The sequence below is a fragment of the Salinicola halophyticus genome (assembly GCF_003206695.1).
GTDB lineage: Bacteria > Pseudomonadota > Gammaproteobacteria > Pseudomonadales > Halomonadaceae > Salinicola > Salinicola halophyticus.
The window spans coordinates 329,609-348,556 of record NZ_PZJN01000009.1 but is presented as its reverse complement, the minus strand read 5'-3'; the positions used below and the strand labels follow the sequence as shown (position 1 = coordinate 348,556).

The 18,948-nt window shown below is 60.9% G+C and carries 15 protein-coding genes; 8 read left to right on the top strand and 7 right to left on the bottom strand.

Translation table 11 applies throughout. The features are described from left to right. Positions 1 to 6 precede the first annotated feature (6 nt). On the top strand, positions 7 to 1,104 hold the full coding sequence (gene ddlA / locus DOM58_RS15505) for a D-alanine--D-alanine ligase (protein WP_110693594.1): 1,098 nt from the start codon (positions 7 to 9) through the stop codon (positions 1,102 to 1,104). A 206-nt stretch (positions 1,105 to 1,310) separates the two neighbouring features. Continuing rightward, positions 1,311 to 2,873, top strand: coding sequence for a sulfatase-like hydrolase/transferase (locus tag DOM58_RS15500; protein ID WP_110693593.1), 1,563 nt, complete (start codon positions 1,311 to 1,313; stop codon positions 2,871 to 2,873). 67 nt (positions 2,874 to 2,940) lie between these two features. Here the strand turns inward: DOM58_RS15500 and DOM58_RS15495 are convergent, their stop codons facing one another. From DOM58_RS15495 to rfaD, 5 genes are all read right to left on the bottom strand, one after another. After that, positions 2,941 to 3,765 (bottom strand): hypothetical protein, encoded by an 825-nt coding sequence (locus DOM58_RS15495; RefSeq protein WP_110693592.1) that lies wholly within the window; start codon positions 3,763 to 3,765, stop codon positions 2,941 to 2,943. A 224-nt stretch (positions 3,766 to 3,989) separates the two neighbouring features. Beyond that, positions 3,990 to 5,168, bottom strand: a complete 1,179-nt coding sequence (locus DOM58_RS15490; protein WP_188113825.1) for a glycosyltransferase — start codon at positions 5,166 to 5,168, stop codon at positions 3,990 to 3,992. Further along, positions 5,155 to 6,048: a hypothetical protein gene (locus DOM58_RS15485; RefSeq protein ID WP_157957565.1), complete on the bottom strand. Its 894-nt coding sequence runs from the start codon at positions 6,046 to 6,048 to the stop codon at positions 5,155 to 5,157. Before DOM58_RS15485 ends, DOM58_RS15490 begins: the two co-directional genes overlap by 14 nt. 53 nt (positions 6,049 to 6,101) lie before the next feature. Further along, on the bottom strand, positions 6,102 to 7,127 hold the full coding sequence (gene waaF / locus DOM58_RS15480; RefSeq protein WP_110693589.1) for a lipopolysaccharide heptosyltransferase II: 1,026 nt from the start codon (positions 7,125 to 7,127) through the stop codon (positions 6,102 to 6,104). Further along, the gene (gene rfaD / locus DOM58_RS15475) at positions 7,120 to 8,103 is read right to left on the bottom strand and encodes an ADP-glyceromanno-heptose 6-epimerase (RefSeq protein ID WP_110693588.1); all 984 of its coding nucleotides are present in this window, start codon (positions 8,101 to 8,103) and stop codon (positions 7,120 to 7,122) included. Before rfaD ends, waaF begins: the two co-directional genes overlap by 8 nt. Before the next feature lie 181 nt (positions 8,104 to 8,284). Here rfaD and glyQ point away from each other — a divergent pair, with 181 nt between their 5' ends. From glyQ to DOM58_RS15455, 4 genes are all read left to right on the top strand, one after another. Continuing rightward, positions 8,285 to 9,247 (top strand): glycine--tRNA ligase subunit alpha, encoded by a 963-nt coding sequence (glyQ, locus tag DOM58_RS15470; RefSeq protein WP_110654891.1) that lies wholly within the window; start codon positions 8,285 to 8,287, stop codon positions 9,245 to 9,247. A gap of 2 nt (positions 9,248 to 9,249) precedes the next feature. Next, entirely contained in the window at positions 9,250 to 11,316 is a 2,067-nt protein-coding gene (glyS, locus tag DOM58_RS15465) for a glycine--tRNA ligase subunit beta (RefSeq protein ID WP_110693587.1), read from the top strand. Between the two features lie 631 nt (positions 11,317 to 11,947). Next, positions 11,948 to 12,487, top strand: a complete 540-nt coding sequence (gene gmhB / locus DOM58_RS15460; protein ID WP_110693586.1) for a D-glycero-beta-D-manno-heptose 1,7-bisphosphate 7-phosphatase — start codon at positions 11,948 to 11,950, stop codon at positions 12,485 to 12,487. A 228-nt stretch (positions 12,488 to 12,715) separates the two neighbouring features. After that, entirely contained in the window at positions 12,716 to 14,782 is a 2,067-nt protein-coding gene (locus tag DOM58_RS15455) for an AsmA family protein (RefSeq protein ID WP_110693585.1), read from the top strand. Positions 14,783 to 15,060: 278 nt separating this feature from the next. Here DOM58_RS15455 and DOM58_RS15450 read toward each other — a convergent pair whose 3' ends face one another. Next, positions 15,061 to 15,462, bottom strand: a complete 402-nt coding sequence (locus DOM58_RS15450) for a hypothetical protein (protein ID WP_075561425.1) — start codon at positions 15,460 to 15,462, stop codon at positions 15,061 to 15,063. Positions 15,463 to 15,680: 218 nt separating this feature from the next. On the opposite strand from DOM58_RS15450, the gene exaC reads away from it, so the two are divergent. Further along, positions 15,681 to 17,201: an acetaldehyde dehydrogenase ExaC gene (exaC, locus tag DOM58_RS15445; protein WP_110693584.1), complete on the top strand. Its 1,521-nt coding sequence runs from the start codon at positions 15,681 to 15,683 to the stop codon at positions 17,199 to 17,201. A gap of 131 nt (positions 17,202 to 17,332) precedes the next feature. Here exaC and DOM58_RS15440 read toward each other — a convergent pair whose 3' ends face one another. Further along, positions 17,333 to 18,304: a threo-3-hydroxy-L-aspartate ammonia-lyase gene (locus DOM58_RS15440; RefSeq protein WP_110693583.1), complete on the bottom strand. Its 972-nt coding sequence runs from the start codon at positions 18,302 to 18,304 to the stop codon at positions 17,333 to 17,335. Positions 18,305 to 18,449: 145 nt separating this feature from the next. On the opposite strand from DOM58_RS15440, the gene DOM58_RS15435 reads away from it, so the two are divergent. After that, positions 18,450 to 18,923 carry a GNAT family N-acetyltransferase gene (locus tag DOM58_RS15435; protein ID WP_110693582.1) on the top strand — a complete coding sequence of 158 codons (474 nt, stop codon included), beginning with the start codon at positions 18,450 to 18,452 and terminating at the stop codon, positions 18,921 to 18,923. Positions 18,924 to 18,948: the final 25 nt, after the last annotated feature.

Below are 18,948 nucleotides of genomic sequence, written 5' to 3'. Positions count from 1 at the left end.
AGAACTATGAGCAAGATTCGGGTTGGCGTCATCTGCGGCGGGAAATCGGCGGAGCATGAAGTCTCGTTGCAGTCGGCCAAGAACATCGTCGATGCGCTGGATCGCGAGCGTTTCGAGGTCACGGTCATCGGTATCGACAAGCAGGGCCAGTGGCATATCAACGATGCCGCCAACTTCCTGCTTCATGCCGATGATCCGCGGCGCATCGCTCTCAACCCGTCAGCCGGCGATATCGCCCTGGTGCCCGGCCGCGAGCATCGACAGCTGATCGCTACAGAAGCCTCCCAGGAGGCGCTGGGCCAACTCGACGTGGTCTTCCCCATCGTTCACGGCACGCTCGGCGAGGATGGTTCGCTGCAGGGGCTGCTGCGGATGGCCAATCTGCCTTTCGTCGGCTCCGGTGTGCTCGGCTCGGCCGCCGGGATGGACAAGGACGTCGCCAAGCGCCTGCTGCGCGACGCCGGCATACCGGTCGCGCCATTCGTCACCCTGACCCGGCGCACGGCCGTCAGCGCCGATTTCGAGACCCTGAGTGCGAAGCTGGGGTCGCCGCTGTTCGTCAAGCCTGCCAATCAGGGCTCTTCGGTGGGGGTCAGCCGGGTGGAGAGCGCTGACGAATTCCGCGAGGCACTGACGCTGGCACTGGCGTTCGATCACAAGGTACTGGTCGAGTCGGCAGTGGTCGGCCGCGAAATCGAGTGCGCGGTGCTGGGTAACGACACGCCCGAAGCAAGCGTCTGCGGCGAGATCGTGGTCGAAAGCGGATTCTATTCCTACGACACCAAATACATCGACGATGACGCGGCTACGGTTGCCGTCCCCGCCGACATCGACGCCGACGCCAGCGAATCGATCCGCCAGCTGGCGGTGCGGACATTTCAGGTCCTGGAGTGCGCCGGTCTGGCTCGTGTCGATGTCTTTCTCACACCCGAGGGAAAGGTCGTCGTCAACGAGATCAATACCCTGCCGGGCTTCACCCGCATCAGCATGTATCCCAAGCTGTGGCAGGCCAGCGGTCTGACCTACCCGGCTCTGGTGACGCGGCTGATCGAACTGGCCATGGCACGCCACGCCGAGGATCTGGCGCTGAGCCACTCTCGCTGAGGGCTGAGAATTTTGCGCCAGGCGCCGGGAAATTCCCGTCTCAGGCCATGGAATCCCCGAAGCGCGGCCCGAGTCCCGCTACCCGCGCCGGAACTCTCGGGCAACCTGCTTGTCTTGAATTCGTCATGCTAGAGTCATGACGATTGCTCACCCGGTGCCTGGAAGCGGCATCGATAGAACACGACGTTCACGGATCGAAGCCGGTCATGACCATCTCTCGCGACACACGACGTTGGTGTGCACTCACCTACATCGGCCTCTGCATCGGGTACGCCGTCATGGTGATCTGGGTGCTCCCGTGGTGGACACCCCTCGTCATCTCTCTCGTCTGGCTCGCCGCCGGCTACCATTTCCACTGGGGGCACGTCTCGCAGCGCGCCACGCTGCGTAAAACATGGCCGTGGTCGCTGCTGCCATTGGTGCTGTGGTGGGTCTACATCTATCTCGACGACAGCTTCGGCCAGCTCGACCTGGGCGCGGTGATCTTTCATCTGCAGGCCGGCATCGAGGAGAACGGCAGCACCGACCGCCAGATCGCCGGGGTGCTCTATTCCATCGCCGCGATCATCATGCTGTTCGCGGTGACCTGGATGGTGCGTGCCGATCATCGCTGGCGTCTGTGGGAACGTGTACTGAGTCTGTTCCTGCTGGCCTTCAATCCGCTGCTGTTCGGCCTCTCGTTACGCGGCGCCGCGGTGATCGATGACGATGAAGCCTGGCTCAACGATCGCTACCGGCCACCGGAGATCGTCGCCGCCCCGCAGCAACCGCCCAATCTGATCTATCTCTACATGGAGAGCACCGAGCGCACCTACAGCGATACCCAGCGCTTCGGTGACGCCTACGAGGATCTGGCCCAGCTGGGCAAGGAAGGCGTGGTCTTTCATGGCGTCAAGCAGCTCGACAATACCGGCTGGACGATGGCCGGCATGGTTGCCAGTCAGTGCGGGGTACCGCTGATGCCGGCGGGTCTGATGCACGACAACCAGTTCGAACCGCTATCGGACGTGCTCCCCGGCGTCAGCTGTCTCGGTGACCTGCTGCATGAACGCGGCTACGATCTCACCTACATGGGCGGCGCGAGCACGAAGTTCGCCGGCAAGGCAAAATTCTATCGCGGGCACGGTTTCGATACCGTTCTGGGGCGTGACGAGCTGGAGGAAAAGGCCCCCGCCGACTATCTCAACGACTGGGGACTTTACGACGATACGCTGTTCGGGCTGGCCGAAAAGCGTATCCGGAATCTACATGACAGCCACGAACCCTACGCCTTCTTCGGCCTGACCCTGGCGGCGCACCCTCCGTTCGGCAACCCGTCGCAGTCCTGTATCGACAATCAGGGCCCGTTCGACGGCACCAACATTCTCTATTCGGTCAAATGTACCGGCTGGCTGGTGAAGAATTTCATCGAGCGACTCCGAAACGAGGGTTTGCTCGACAACACGCTGATCGTGGTGGCCAGTGACCATCTCTCGATGAAAAACTCGGCGTGGGAAGACCTGATCGCTGAAGACCGCGAGAATACGCTGATGATGCTGGGCAATGGTCTGCGCCCACGGATTGTCGAACGCCCGTCGAGCATGGTCGACGTGCTGCCGACGCTGCTGGAGGCAATGGGTTATACCGTTCCGGATCATCGCGCCGGCTTGGGCGTGTCGCTGTTTTCCTCGTCACCCACGCTGGTCGAGCGTTACTCGCTGGAAGAGATGAACCAGCGCATGCGTAGCGAGAACATCCTTCAGGAGCGGCTCTGGAACGGGGTCAACTGAGGGGATGGAGTCAACTGAAGGAAGCGGGGTCAGCCGAGGGAACGAAGACGACCGGGCGCGGAAGGCGCTAGCGTGGCGCCGGCCAATCGATGGGCCCCAGCTCTTCGCCGGGGTCCAGCTCGCCCGGTTCGGTTTCCGGGGTACAGCGCGTCAACGCCTCGGCGACGCGGGCCAGCGCTGCCTCGCCGCTCGCATCTTTGACCACTCGTTGCCACCACTGCCGGTGCACCGCGCGCACGACGACGGGGATCGACCGTAGCCCCACGCGTTGCGCCATCGCCAGACGATGGAGGCCGCGATTGACCTTGAGCAGCCGACCGTCGCGGGTGACCGCAACACCCAGATCGTCCTTGCCCAGCTCGCTATCGAAGCCATAGCGGGCCATGGCATCGAGAAACCCCAGATAGGTCTTCAGATATGCCAGGATCGCCTCTTCGGAATCGAGCAGCAGGCCCTGTCGATGCGAGGACCAGGGATTGCCCGACTGAAGCCGCGAGCGATACTGGCGAAAGCGCTCGGTTTGGGTGAGATCGGCGCGATGGAGATCGAGATCGCTGATGAAGCGGTAGCGCGAACCGCGACGCAGATCGCCACGGCTCTGATCCCAGTCGCCGTCCCAGATGAACGCCGACGAGAACGGGCGTCTACCCCCGACACCCTTGACGTTGAGATCCCGGATCAACTCGCGCGGGTCGACGTGCACGACCAGCGCCGAGCCTAGCCGGGTCTCGACCGAGCGTCGCGGCAGCCCCCGACGTTCGATCCAGCCACCGCCCGCTTTGCCATCGGCCCAGCGTCGAAACAGTGATTCCTCCAACGGTACGCCAATGTGGCGCTGAAAAGCGTCACGTAGCTCAGCCTGCCAGCGCGCGCGGCGAACGGCGCCCTCCATTCGGCGATCGACGAGGTCGCTGAAAGCGACCTCGTCAGCGGGCAACCGCGGAGAGGAATGAGGCTGAGAGACGCGCGCCATCGGGAAGCCTACACGTTCGGGTAGTGAAAATGCCGTTATCAAACGCTGTTCGATGAGCATAGCATAGCACATTGATAAGCAGGCTATACAGTTAGTCGCCGATAGCCAACGTCACTTTCCCCGTAGCGTCCCGTTCTTCGCGTCTAAGTCGTTGGCAGATCGAGAAACTGCTGCATGATCCGCGTGTCGCGAAAACGCTCGATCAACTCGGGGTCGGCTTCCAATCGAGGCGGATGCGCCAGTCCTTCGCGAATCTTCTGGGAAAGGCCGGATATCGAATTCTCGGCGATCAGTCGCGCCTGGTCGTTGATCAGCACGTTGCGCACGCCGCCCGGACAGTCGACCGCGGCACAAGGCGTGCCACAGATCATGCTTTCGGCCAGCACGATCCCGAAAGCCTCGCTGCGCGAGCTCAGCACGAAGAGCCGGGCGTGTTTCATCCAGGGGTAGGGATTGGGTTGGCTGCCGACGAAATGGATACGCGCGCGGGCCCCGAGTTCATCGACGAGCTGCTCGAGACTTTCACGCTTGGGCCCATCGCCGACAATGACCAGATCTTCCTCGATCGCGGCCTCGAGATAGGCACGAATCAGCCACTCCTGGCGTTTGACATCGGAAAGCCGGGAGACGTGGACAATGAAAGGCCTGGCGGGCAGTTCGACGGGCTCGTCGGCCTGGCGGCGAATGGCCTCGATATCGCACGGATTCATGATAGTCGCCCAGCGGGCGGGGCGAATGCCATGATGGGCGAGCTGCCCTTCCAGTTGGGCGCGGACGTTGGGCGTATTGCAGATGATCTGCTTGCCCTCGTAGAGGCGCTTGAGATAAAAGCCCTTTAGCCGGCTTCCGTAGTCGCCGGGCCAGGAGACCGTCACCTGCCACAGGCGCGGATCGCGCCACGACCAGACCGTCTCGAAGGCGCCCTGACCGCGCATGATGACGCGGTCGATGGAGCCACGCTCGGCCTCCAGTTTTTCCACGAAGCGCTTGAGGTAGTGACCGCCATACCAACCACGCCACAGGAATCCGGAACCCGGCATGAGGGGCTTCAGAAGTGCTCGCGTTGCCAGATCGTATAGCAACCCGATACCCGTCTTGCGGAAAGACTTGTCGAAATCTACCCGATGGACCGTCACGCCGGCATCCGGCGCCAGCTCGTAGCCGCCCTTGAGCACCAGCACGTGGACCTCGTGACCCTCTCGCGCCAGCACGTTGGCAAGATTCACGGTGACCCGCTCGATGCCGCCGATACTCAGCTTGCGAACAACCAGCAATACCCGTTGGCTCATGTTGTCGTCGCCCGCGTCATCACGTTCTCTCATCATCGATTGGCCGACCAAACATCAGCGGCTTGAGTTCGGGGTAGCGAGCGAGACAATTGGCGAACTGCACATCGTTCCCACCCTGCTTGATGTTCTCTTCATGCAGCGCGGATTCACCCGCCGCCGGCGTCGGCAGAAAATCGACGTTGCGTGGATTGATTCTGACACAGCGCGTACCGGCCTTGAGCGATGCCATCTTGAACCAGATATCGTCCGCATTGGGCGCCAGCGCCTGAAAGGTTTCAGCGTCGAAGACCATCGCATCCAGTACGCCTGGCGGGTACAGCACGCCTCCGCTACCGGTCGGCATTAGCGCGAAATTGGGCTGGGTCGCGCCCGCGGCCTGGCGGTTCTTGACCACCAGGTAGGATATTTCACCCGAGCCCGGCGAGCTCTCGCAGAGCATGTGGCCACGATGGCAGACGATACAACCGGGAAAGCGAGCCGCACCGTCCATCAGACGTCGTGCCCAATCCGCGGGATAGAGCATATCGTCGTCGGCGGTGATGATCGTCGCTTGCGGATAGGCTTCCAGCGCATGCACCAGCTTGTCATAGGAGCGGTAATCCGCTTCGGTCACCACGATTTTCACCCCACGGCCTTCCAGTCGCCGTAGCGGCTTCGGCAGCTCGCCGATCACCTCCTTGTCCCGTCTGGACAGATAGAGATGAACGTCGAAAGCATCGATATCCTGCTCGCAGAGCGACTCCAGCGTGGCAAAGACCTGATGGATACGTCGCGGATGGGTGGTCAATGAAATGATGAGCCGATCACCGCTGGTCGGAACGCGGCGGGACGCTCGGGGATTTTTCATTCGATAGTGGAAAAAACGCAGCGCCGAGCGCAATTTTCGCTGTCGTTTGGCAGTCATTAACGGCATGGTCGTTCCCGATAAGCATGACAGTGGGGCACCCAGATCGGTTACCGCTTTTCCTAGCGCAGAATCGTCTGTTCGATGCTGCTGGGCGACATCTGTTTGAGGCAGTTGCGATGCCCCAACGGGCAGGTGCGCTCGAAACAGGGCGAGCAGGATAGTGCTAGATAGTGGATATCGGCGTTGCCGGTCAGCGGCGGCGTATAGGTCGGCGAAGAGGAGCCGTAAAGCGCCTGAATCCGCGTGCCGACCGCGGCGGCCACGTGCATCAGTCCCGAGTCGTTGGTAACCACCTGTTCACAGGCGGCGAGCAGGTCGACGGCGTCCGACAGTCGGGTCTTGCCGCACAGGTTATGGGCGGATTCCAGGCCGTCGGCGATCACGTCGCCGGCCTCGGTATCCTTGGGCCCACCCAGAACCCATACTGCATAGCCCTTGCCGATCAGCGTCTCGGCCAGTTCGCGAAAATACTCGAGCGGCCACTGCTTGGCCGGGCCATATTCCGCCCCGGGCATCATGCCAATGGCCGGGCGCTCGCCGAGAGACAGCTCGGCGCGCAACTCCGTTTGACGCCCGCGATCGACGCGCAGTCGTGGATACGGAATCTCGAAATCCCCACCCGCGGCCTGTTCGACATCGAGCCCTAGCGCCACGAAACGCTTGACGGTTTGATCCAGCACACCTTTGTCGAGCCGGCGACGATCGTTGAGCAGCACGTAGCGCTGTTCGCCGGTGAAGCCGGTGCGTCGGGGTATGCCGGCCAGAAACGGCACCAGCGCCGACTTCAGCGAACGCGGCAATACGATGGCGCGATCAAAGCGGCCTTTCAACGAGCGTGCGACGTCGCGCCGGGTCTTCCAGCCGAACTCGCCGTGTTTCACGTCCAGCGCAATGGCCTCGTCGACTTCCGGCATGCGCTCGAGAATCGGCAGCGACCAGCCCGGCGCCAGCACGCCGATCCTCGCGCCCGGATGGCGTCGCTTGAGAGTGATGAACAGGCTCTGCGCCATTACCATGTCGCCGACCCAGGAAGGGCCAACGACCAGGATTCGTGGTGCCTCGGCACCGACAGCAGCTTCATCCATTCAGCCATTCCAGATAGGCGGAAACGCCTTCGCGCACGGTCTTGAATTCGGCGCGATAGCCCGCCTCGCGCAGGCGACCGATATCGGCGCGGGTGTAGCTCTGATAGCGCCCCTTGAGTTCGTCGGGGAAGTCGATGTACTCGATCTCGACCTTTGCCCCGTCCTTGTCGGAATAGAAATCGATCGCCGTCTCGGCGATCGCCTTGAACGGCTCCGCGCGGCCGGTGCCCAGGTTGAAGATGCCGGAGACCTCGGGGTTGTCCAGAAACCACAGATTGACGTCGACCACGTCGCCGACGTAGACGAAATCGCGGCTCTGCATGCCGGCTTCATAGCCGTCCCAGGCGCCGAACAGCTTGGGGTTCTCGCCACGCTGGACCTGGCTGTGATGATGGTAGGCGACGCTGGCCATCTTGCCCTTGTGCTGTTCGCGCGGGCCATAGACGTTGAAGTAGCGAAAGCCGACGACCTGGCTGTCGAACTCATCCCAGCGGGTACGCACGTACTGATCGAACAGCAGCTTGGAGTAGCCGTAGACGTTGAGCGGCTTCTCGTGAGCGGGGTCCTCGACGAACACCTCGCTACCGCCGTAGGTAGCGGCGGACGAGGCATAGAGAAACGGGATTCGCTTGGCCTGACAGTATTCGAGCAGCACCTTGGAGTACTCGAAGTTGTTCTCCAGCATGAAGCGCCCGTCCCACTCGGTAGTATCCGAGCAGGCGCCCTCGTGGAAGATCGCCTCGATCGGTGGCAGTCCGCCGGCTTCGCCGCGCATCTCACCATCCAGTTCCGCCTTCACGCGGGCCAGGAAATCGTCCTTGTCGAGATAGTCACCCAGCGTGCAGTCCGCCAGGTTGACGAATTTGGTGCCGTCGCTGAGATCGTCGACCACCATGACGTCCAGATGGCCGCGTGCGTTGAGTGCCTTGACCAGATTGGCCCCGATAAAGCCGGCCCCGCCCGTGACAACGATCATGTCGTAACTCCTCTTCGATCGACTCGGTTACCGTGAATGGAGACTCCGACCGCGTGCGTCGCCGGACGTTCGATGACAATACGTCGACGACACGGCCTGATCGTCGACAGTGCCTATAACCGATTGAGCGCTAATTGTATACTTGGCGGCTCACGAATTCATGGGCAACGGTGCGCAGTCAATGACAGACTCGACGGCAGATGCAAAAACCTTTCAGGGGTTGATACTCGCCCTTCAGCAATACTGGGCGGAAAAGGGCTGTGTCGTGCTGCAGCCACTCGACATGGAAGTGGGCGCCGGCACCTTTCATCCGGCCACCTTCCTGCGCTCGATCGGCCCGGAGAGCTGGAACGCAGCCTATGTCCAGCCGTCGCGCCGGCCCACCGATGGCCGCTACGGGGAGAACCCCAACCGCCTGCAGCACTACTATCAGTTCCAGGTGGTGATGAAGCCCTCGCCCAAGGATCTGCAGGATCTCTATCTCGGATCGCTCGAGCGGCTGGGAATCAACCCGCGGGTTCACGATATCCGTTTCGTCGAGGACAACTGGGAATCGCCGACGCTCGGCGCCTGGGGTCTGGGTTGGGAAGTCTGGCTCAACGGCATGGAAGTGACCCAGTTCACCTACTTCCAGCAGGCCGGCGGGATCGAATGCTTCCCGGTAACCGGCGAGCTGACCTACGGTCTCGAGCGCATCGCCATGTACCTGCAGGACGTCGACAGCGTCTACGACCTGGTGTGGACGATTGCTCCCGATGGCACCCGCATCACCTATGGCGATGTCTACCTGCAGAACGAGCGGGAACAGTCGACCTACAACTTCGAACACGCCGACGTGCCCTATCTGTTCGAAGCCTTCGACCACTGCGAATCCGAGTGCAACAAGCTGCTCGCGGCCAATCTGCCGTTGCCCGCCTACGAACAGGTACTCAAGGCCTCGCATACGTTCAATCTGCTGGATGCACGACATGCGATCTCGGTCACCGAGCGGCAGCGCTACATCCTGAGAGTGCGTACGCTGGCGCGTGAGGTCGCGCACGCCTATTACGCCTCACGTGAAGCCGCCGGATTCCCGCTGGCGCCCGAGGCGCTGCGTCGCGAGCTCCTGCAGCAAACCTCAGAAACCACTCAGGGAGACGCATGAGCATGGCAGTCAACACCCTACTGATCGAACTGGGCGTCGAAGAGCTGCCGCCAGGCGCCCTCGCCAATCTGGCGTCCGCCCTGCGTGACGGCGTCGTCAAGGGTCTCGACGACGCCGAGGTTCCCCATGGCGAAGCATACGCCCTCGCCTCCCCGCGGCGTCTGGCCGTGCGCGTTGCGGCGCTCGCCGACAAGCAGCCGGATCGCGAAGTCGAAAAGCGCGGCCCGGCCCTGGCCGCCGCTTTCAAGGATGGCCAGCCCACCAAGGCGGCGGAAGGTTTTGCACGCTCCTGCGGCGTGACGGTGGACGAACTGATTCACCTGGAGACCGACAAGGGCACATGGCTCGGCTACCGTGAACAGCAGCAGGGAGACAACGTCGAGACGCTGCTGCCGGCAATCCTCAACGCTGCCGTCAACGCCCTGCCGGTGCCCAAGAATATGCGCTGGGGCGCCTCGCGCATCGAATTCTCGCGTCCGGTTCACTGGCTGGTGCTGCTTTACGGCGATCAGATCGTGCCGGCCAGCGTGCTGGGTCTGGAGTCCGGTCGCACGACGCTGGGTCACCGCTTTCACGCGCCGGCGCCGATCGAGCTCGCCCACGCCGACGACTATGAAGCCGCACTCGAAAACGCCTACGTGCTGGTGGATCTGGAGCGGCGCCGGGAGCGCATTCGGGAGCAGGTACTGGCCGAGGCCGAAGTTCAAGATGCCCAGGCGGTCATCGACGAGGATCTGCTGGAAGAGGTCAGCGGTCTCGTGGAATGGCCGGTGGCGCTGACGGGTACATTCGATGAGCGCTTCCTAGAGGTGCCCGCCGAGTGCTTGATCTCCTCGATGAAGGCCAACCAGAAGTATTTCCACCTGCTGGATGTCGACGGCAAGCTCAGGCCGCAGTTCATCACCGTCGCCAACATCGATAGCGAAGATCCGCAACAGGTCATCTACGGCAACGAAAAGGTCATTCGCCCCCGCCTGGCCGACGCGGCGTTCTTCTTCGAGGTCGATCGCAAGCAGACGCTGGAGGCCCGGCGCGAGTCGCTGGCTAACGTCGTATTCCAGCGCGAACTGGGCTCGCTCGCCGACAAGTCCGCCCGCAGCGAAGTCGTCGCCCGGTTCATCGCCGGCAAGATCGACGGCAACTCCCAGGCGGCAGCCCGCGCGGCCCAATTGGCGAAATGCGATCTGGTCACGGAGATGGTGCTCGAGTTCCCCGAGCTGCAGGGCATCATGGGGACCTATTACGCACGTCACGATGGCGAGCCGGAAGCCGTGGCGGAAGCCATTCACGAGCAGTATCTGCCGCGCTTCGCCAGCGATGTCATTCCCCAGACATCGACCGGTCAGGCACTCGCGCTGGCCGATCGTCTGGATACGTTGACGGGTATCTTCGGTATCGGTCAGCGCCCCACCGGCGCCAAGGACCCGTTTGCCCTGCGCCGCGCCACCATCGGTGTGCTCAACATCCTGATCAAGGGCGAGCGGGATCTCGACCTGCGCGAGTTGCTGGAACTGGCCGCGTCCCAGCACCGCGACCTGCCCAAGGCCGAAGGCCTGGTCGATGACGTGTTGACCTACATGCTCGATCGCTTTCGCGCCTGGTCGCAGGACGAAGGCTTGCCGGTCGACGTTTATCTGGCGGTACGTGCTCGCCCTGTGACGCGGCCGCTGGATTTCGCCCGCCGTCTGCGCGCCGTGCACCGTTTCAGCCAGCGCGAGGAAGCCGCGGCCCTGGCAGCGGCCAACAAGCGCGTTTCCAATATCCTGGCCAAGCAGCAACACGACGGCAGCACTCAGGTGAAAGGCGACCTCCTCGTTGAGGACGCGGAGATCGCCCTGGCTAACGCGGTAGCTGATTGCCGCGATCAGGTCGAACCGCTGTTCCAGGAAGCAGACTACGCCCAAGCGCTGGATATTCTTGCCACGCTGCGCGCGCCGGTCGATCGCTTCTTCGACGAAGTGATGGTTGCCACTGACGACTCCGCCGTCCGAGCCAACCGTCTCGCGCTGCTCGCCAGTCTGCAGGCGCTGTTTCTCGAAGTGGCCGACATCGCCGAACTGCAGTCGTAACTCTTGATCGTTTCACGTGAAACATTAGCCCGGCCTTCAGGCCGGGCTTTTTGGTTGTAGTCTTTTATCTGGAGCGGCTAGTCAACGCCACCTCTCTTACCCAGCGGCAATGACGACAAGGGGGTACCGTCAGAGCGATGTTCCACGTGAAACATCGTCCTGATCGAATTAACCCAACCGGGCCACCTACCCGAGCACATCAAGATTTCGGCGTCCAGACCTGATGAACTTGATCTCGGCAGACGATAATCGATGCGGTTATCTCGTTGAACGCGACGGCATGTTTGACGGCTCTCTGCCCGATCTAGATAACTGAGCCATGGGATCTTCTGGTCACGCGGCGATCTCGCCCTATTCTCTTCACGAAGGCCGATATACCCACGGACTTGAGGGGCAATCGCCGCTATCCCATTCCGCTAACGGGCAAGAGTTCGGCCCGCATGACAAGCACAGCCGGTGCAGACAGGCCCACCGATCGACATGTGCAACCTAATTGCTGGATTACCGCTCGCTATTTCGGCAAGCGATTTTTCACGTGGAATATCCGCCTCTGCGCAATCAAGCCTCAAACCAAGTAAAATCGGTTCGTCTTCTGGCCCTTTTCTTTACTCTTTATTTCAGGATCCCTCCGATGACCGGACTCGTCATACTCGACCGTGATGGCGTCATCAACGAAGACTCCGACGCCTATATCAAATCGCTCGACGAATGGCGCCCCCTGCCCCGTTCGATCGAAGCGATAGCCCGCCTATCCCGCGCCGGCTGGCAGGTGGCGATCGCCACCAATCAGTCCGGCATCGGCCGCGGTTATTACGATCTGACTACGCTGCACGACATTCACCGCCATCTCACGGAGCGTGTTGAACGCGCGGGCGGAAGCATCGCCCTGATCACCTATTGTCCTCATCTACCCGATGACGGCTGCGATTGTCGCAAGCCCAAGCCCGGCATGATCTTCGAAATTCAACAGTCTCTGGGTATCGCGTCGCTCGAACAGAGCTGGATGGTCGGTGACAGCCTCCGAGATATCCAGGCCGGTCAGGCCGCAGGCTGTCTCACCGCGTTGGTCGAAACGGGAAAGGGAGCCGATACTCTGGCCAAACTCCCTCGGTCCATTCGACCCGACTGGTTCTGCGCGGACCTTGCCGAATTCGCCGACCGCCTAGTCTAGGGGACGGCCATGGCGAAAACGAGCAGAGGCAGAGAACAAGCGCTTTCGTCGCTTCAAAAATTTCGAGCTGCTCAAGTAAGCCGGCAGCCGAGGCCTCCGAATTGTTTCACGTGAAACACGCGCCTACCGCCATCGTGGGTTATGGCGCTCTGCCCTATGAGGCAAGGCGACGTTCTTCCAGCCCTCGACTATCCTTGAATTCTTCACCACGGAACTTGGGATAGCGTGATGACTCGAGGCAAGAGAGTGGGCGTCTGGATCCTGGCTATTGTCATACTGACGATGGCCGCACCGGTCATCGTGGTCGCGACCTTTGATTGGAATCGACTCAAGCCGACGATCAACCAACGCGCCAGCGATGCGCTGAACCGGCAGGTTTCCATCGAAGGCGATCTGAGCGTCGATTGGCAGTGGCCTTCCGGAGACGGCGGCTGGCGGCATTGGTTTCCCTGGCCCGAGGTTCATGCCGAAGATATTCACATTGGTAGCCCTGACGCTATTACCGATGCCGACCTCGTCCGCCTCAAGACACTCAATATCACGCTATCTCCCCTGCCGTTGCTCGAAAAAACTCTCTCCTTGCCAGCTATCGGCTTGAGCGGTGGCGCGGCGAACCTCACTCGTCTCGAGGATGGCCGCAACAACTGGACTTTCGACCTGGGCGGTAATGATCAGAAGGAACAGGCAAAGGAAGACGGCTCGAAAGAGAACGGCTGGACGGTCGATGTCGGGCAAATCGACTTCGATCCCATCGATGTTCATTACCAAGATGCAATATTGGCTGCCGACATAGACGCAACCTTCCAGTTACTGGGCCAGCCCATCGCATTCAATGAGCTGACTGACGATGATAGCGCCGTCAGCCAGACAAAAGATCGGCAGATCGGCGACTACCGTTTCGGCTGGAAAGCCGAGGGCACCTATCGCGAACAGCCCTTCTCGGGTTCGGGAAAGCTGGGTGGACCCGAAGCGCTGAAGCAGCGGAATATTCCGTATCCCGTTCAGGCCAAGCTGGACGCCGGCAATACCCAGGTGGCCGTCAACGGCACGATAACCGACCCGTTATCGCCGAAAACGGTCGATATGGATCTCAGCTTCTCGGGTCAGAACCTGGGCGATCTCTATGGCATCATCGGCGTGACCCTGCCCGACACACCGCCCTATTCCACTCGAGGCCATTTGACCGCCAACCTGAATACCCAGGATGCGCTGTCCTTTCGTTATCGCGACTTCGACGGCCAGATCGGTGGTAGCGACATCCACGGTGATCTTACCTATCGCATGGCTGAACCGCGCCCCTCACTCAAGGGCGAAGTCGTCTCGCGACAGTTGCGCTTCGCCGATCTTGCGCCTCTGATTGGCGCTGATTCGAATGCCGAAAAAGCCGACCGCGGCGAAACCAGCCGTCAGCCCGACGACAAGTTGTTGCCGGTGGAGGAGTTCGATACGGCCAAATGGAAAACCATGGACGCCGACGTCAAGTTCACCGCCAAACGTGTCGAGCACGGTGACTCTCTACCCCTCGAGGACATTTATACCCATGTCACGTTGGAGGACGGGGAGATTCTGCTGGATCCGCTGCGGTTCGGCATGGCAGGAGGGAACCTCAATACCACGTTACGCCTCGACGGCAGTCAAAGCCCGATGCAAAGCCGGGTCGATATGCATATTCGTCACCTGATGCTGAGCCGACTGTTTCCCGACGTGGAGCTGATGAAAAACAGCCGCGGAGAGCTCAACGGGGACGCCACGCTAAGCGGCACGGGGAATTCCGTTGCGAGCATTCTTGGCAGCAGCAACGGCGACCTGCAGATGCTGATCAATGATGGCCTGATCAGCCAGAACCTGATGGAATTGGCCGGCCTCAATGTGGGCAACTACCTGGTCGGTAAACTATTCGGTGACGAGCAGGTTAAAATCAACTGCGCGGCAGCCAACCTCAATGTCACCGATGGGTTGGCCAAGACGCGCTTCTTCCTGATCGATACGGAAAATGCCCTGGTCAAGATCGATGGCAACGTCAACTTCGATAATGAGGCACTGGATTTGACCATTGAGCCGGAGAGCAAGGGAGCCCGCGTCTTCACACTACGCTCACCCCTCTATGTCAAAGGGACCTTCAAGAACCCCGCCCCCGGGGTGGACACGGGATCGCTGCTGGCTCGGGGAGCGATCGGTGCATTTCTGGGCACCGTTGCGACTCCGGCCGCGGCCCTGCTGGCGCTGATATCTCCCAGCGCTGACGAGAAGACTCCCTGTAACGATTTCCTGAGTCAGGTCAAGACTGACGGCTAAGCACATGCCAGGATCCCGGAACTCAGGGGAGCTATCGGCTCAAGACGGGAAGCGAATGACCTGGATTGTTCCACGTGAAACATCATCCAATAGTTCATGATGCTGGCGGTTGGCATCTCATCTCGTTCTTGAAATAGAAAGCCACGAATCAAAAAGCCCGACGCGATACCTGGATCGCGTCGGGCTGGAGATGAAGATGTTGGACACTCTTGCGGTGAGCCAGGTCACGTCTTTCCGTCAGTTCACGTGTTTCTTTCAGTTCACGAGGGGCGTCGCGACTACCGTGATGCGTTGTCGGCGTACTGCTCACCCAGTGATTCGAGCGCACCGATGATCTTCTCGATTTCCGCATCGAATCGATTTTGCTGCTGGGCGTAGAAATGACGCGTATACGATGCGCCCTTGTGCTTATCCACCAGGTGAGAAAACTGCGCCTCCAGCTGATCGGTGTGAAAGCGCAAACGCTCGGTAAGGAACGCCGCCTGCCCCTGGTGACAAGCCACGTCCATCAGTGCTCTCACCTGAACCGTCAGCAGATATAGCTGCATGACGTTGCGCTCCTGAACTTCTTTCTGCGTGGAGACGCTGTCATCCAGCAGATTGATCGAACTCATCTGGCAGCAGCCGGTGTCGTCGGTCAGCGGGCGATCCTGAACTGCTTTTTCCTGAGTCTGTAACATGGTCAGACCCTCCTCTAGGTCGCTGAACCCTGTCACTCATAGTAACACTGCGATTTATTGTCACCGTTCGCCATTGGTCGAAGTAACGGGTCCCTGTCTATAGAAGGTCGCAAGGCCGGATAGGGTCGCCTAAAGCGTAATGGCAGGCGTCCGCCGGGAAGCGCAGATTGGGAGGGGAAATCCAGCGATCGGTCATCGATCCATCAGGAGAAGCCATCATGCATTACGCCAATCCGAACACCTCGGACGCCATCACTCGGTTCGAGAAGCGCTATGACAACTATATCGGCGGCGAGTGGATACCCCCGGCCGAGGGGCGTTATTTCGATAACATCACGCCGGTTACCGGCGAGGTGTTCTGCGAAGTTGCCCGATCGAGCCAGAAGGATATCGATACGGCACTGGACGCCGCCCACAAGGCCGCGCCCGGTTGGGGCAAGACCTCTGTTCAGGAACGCTCGACCCTGCTGCTCAGAATCGCGGACCGGATGGAACAGAACCTGGAAATGCTGGCCGTTGCTGAAACCTGGGATAACGGCAAGGCCGTGCGCGAGACCCTGGCCGCCGACATTCCGCTGGCGATCGACCATTTCCGCTACTTCGCCGGCTGTATTCGGGCCCAGGAGGGCACCACCGCCGAAATCGACGAGAACACGGCTTCCTATCATTTTCACGAACCGCTGGGCGTGGTGGGCCAAATCATTCCCTGGAACTTTCCGATCCTGATGGCGACCTGGAAGCTGGCGCCGGCGCTTGCTGCAGGTAACTGTGTCGTACTCAAGCCTGCCGAGCAGACACCGGTCTCGATCTTCAAGGTGATCGAGATCATCCACGACCTGCTGCCCAAGGGCGTCATCAATATCGTCAACGGCTACGGCGAAGAAGCCGGCCAGGCACTGGCCTCCAGCAAACGTATTGCCAAAATCGCCTTCACCGGCTCCACCCCCGTCGGCTCGCACATCATGAAATGCGCGGCCGAGAACATCATTCCTTCCACCGTGGAGCTGGGCGGCAAGTCGCCGAACATCTACTTCGAAGACATCATGTCAGCGGAACCCGAGTTCATCGATAAATGCGCTGAAGGCCTGGTGCTGGGCTTTCTCAACCAGGGCGAAGTGTGTACCTGTCCTTCCCGCGCGCTGATCCAGGAGAGCATCTACGACGACTTCATGGCCAAGGTCATCGAGCGGGTCAAGAAGATCAAGCGTGGCCATCCACTAGATACCGAAACCCAGGTGGGCGCTCAGGCATCGCAGGAGCAGTTCGACAAGATCATGTCCTACATGGACGTCGCGCGCGACGAGGGCGCGGAGTTTCTGTCCGGCGGCGAGCGGGAGTCGCTCGGCGACGATCTTTCGCGGGGCTATTACATCCAGCCGACGCTATTGAAAGGCAACAACAAGATGCGGGTGTTCCAGGAGGAAATCTTCGGCCCAGTCGTCTCGGTGACGACGTTCAAGGACGAAGCGGAAGCCCTGGCCATCGCCAACGATACCGAGTTCGGCCTTGGCGCTGGCGTCTGGACTCGCGACATCAATCGCGCCTACCGCATGGGTCGCGGCATTCAGGCTGGGCGCGTGTGGACCAACTGCTACCACCAGTATCCGGCTCATGCGGCCTTCGGCGGCTACAAGAAATCCGGCGTCGGTCGAGAGACCCACAAAATGGCGCTGGAGCACTATCAGCAGACCAAGAACCTGCTGATCAGCTATGACGTCAATCCCATGGGATTCTTCTAATCACTCGGTCAGGCTACCCATCGCCTCGAAAAATCATCGATAGCGACTGAGCCAACCAACGCGGTGAGAGTGCCCTGATGTCGTCGACAACGGGTCATTCTCATCGCGTTTCAGCCGAGAGCTCTCGGTCATTACCGAGAGTCTTGAATCAAGTCGGCAAATCGATTCAGGTCGACGTTACCGCCGGAAAGAACGATCCCCACGCGCTGCCCTTCGATCGGCACCTGTCCACTGAATGCGGCAGCCGCTGCCAGGCACCCGGTCGGTTCGACGAACTGCTTCATCCGCCCAGCCATGAAGCCCATGGCATCAACGAGTTCCGCGTCGGAGACAGTGACGATCTCGTCGACATGCGCCTGGAGTACCGGGAAAGTCAGCGTACCCAGCGCCTGGGTCTGGGCGCCATCGGCGATGGTGCGCGGCGTGTCGATGGAAACGATTATGCCGCTGGCCAGGCTCCGCTGAGCGTCATTACCGGCTTCCGGCTCGACGCCGATGATTCGACAGTTCGGATAACGTGCCCTGGCGACCGTGGCACAGCCGGACAGTAGCCCGCCGCCACCCAGCGGCACGATCAATGTATCCAGCTCACCGACATCATCGAACAGCTCCTCGGCAACGGTACCCTGCCCCGCCATCACGTGCGGATGGTTGAACGGCGGGATCAAGGTCAGCCCTTCGGCATCGGCCAGTTCCCGGCCCAGCGCCTCGCGATCCTGGGTATAACGGTCATAGAGCACGACTTCGGCGCCATAGCCACGAGTGGCCGCGATCTTGATCGCTGGCGCATCCTCGGGCATCACGATCACGGCGCGAATGCCATGCAGTCTGGCCGAGAGTGCGATTGCCTGAGCATGGTTGCCCGAGGAAAAGGCGATGACCCCGGCTGCTTTCTGCTTGGCATTGAACTGAGTGATGGCGTTGTAGCCACCGCGGAACTTGAACGCGCCGATGCGCTGAAGATGCTCGGCCTTGAAGTGAAGCGTTGCGCCAGTGCGCGCGTCCGCCGTCGCCGACCGCAACGCCGGCGTCCAGTGGGCGATTCCTTCGAGCCGTCGGTGTGCCGCTACCACGTCATCGTAGTCGATTGCCAGGGTGCTCATGCCGTCATCGTTCTCCCGTTGTCATGGCGTCGTTGTCGCGGTTATCGCGTCCAGCGCTACATTGAAAGCCCTTCAAAATGCTTAAATGAAACACTTGGATAGGGCTTCGATCATGATGGCTGAATGGCCGCGAGGAAAGAGACAGATGGCATCATACGACTGGATATGGCAGACGGGCCCCGAACTCGATCCTGCCGAACTTTACGCGCTGCTCTCGCTGCGTGAGGCCGTGTTCGTGGTAGAACAGCAGTGCCCCTATCAGGAACTGGATGGTCACGATCTGCACGGTTCGACGCACCATCTGAGCGTACTGGCAGCAGACCATCTCGCGGCGACCCTGCGTCTCAAAGTCCCGGAAGAGATCGACCGGCCCGCCTCCATCGGCCGCGTGGTCATTCATCCTGATCACCGCGGCGGCGGCTTGGGCCACGAGCTGTTGCGCGCCGCGCTGACGCGAATCGAATCTCTATGGCCCGGCCGCGACGCCCGGCTGTCCGCCCAGGCGCATCTACAGGGTTATTACGGCCGCCATGGCTTCGAGCCGGTCGGCGAGATCTATGTAGAAGACGGCATCCCCCATATCGACATGCAGCGAGAATGCAACGCGCAGGGTCAGTAAGCACTCACTTTCACAAAGACGAAGA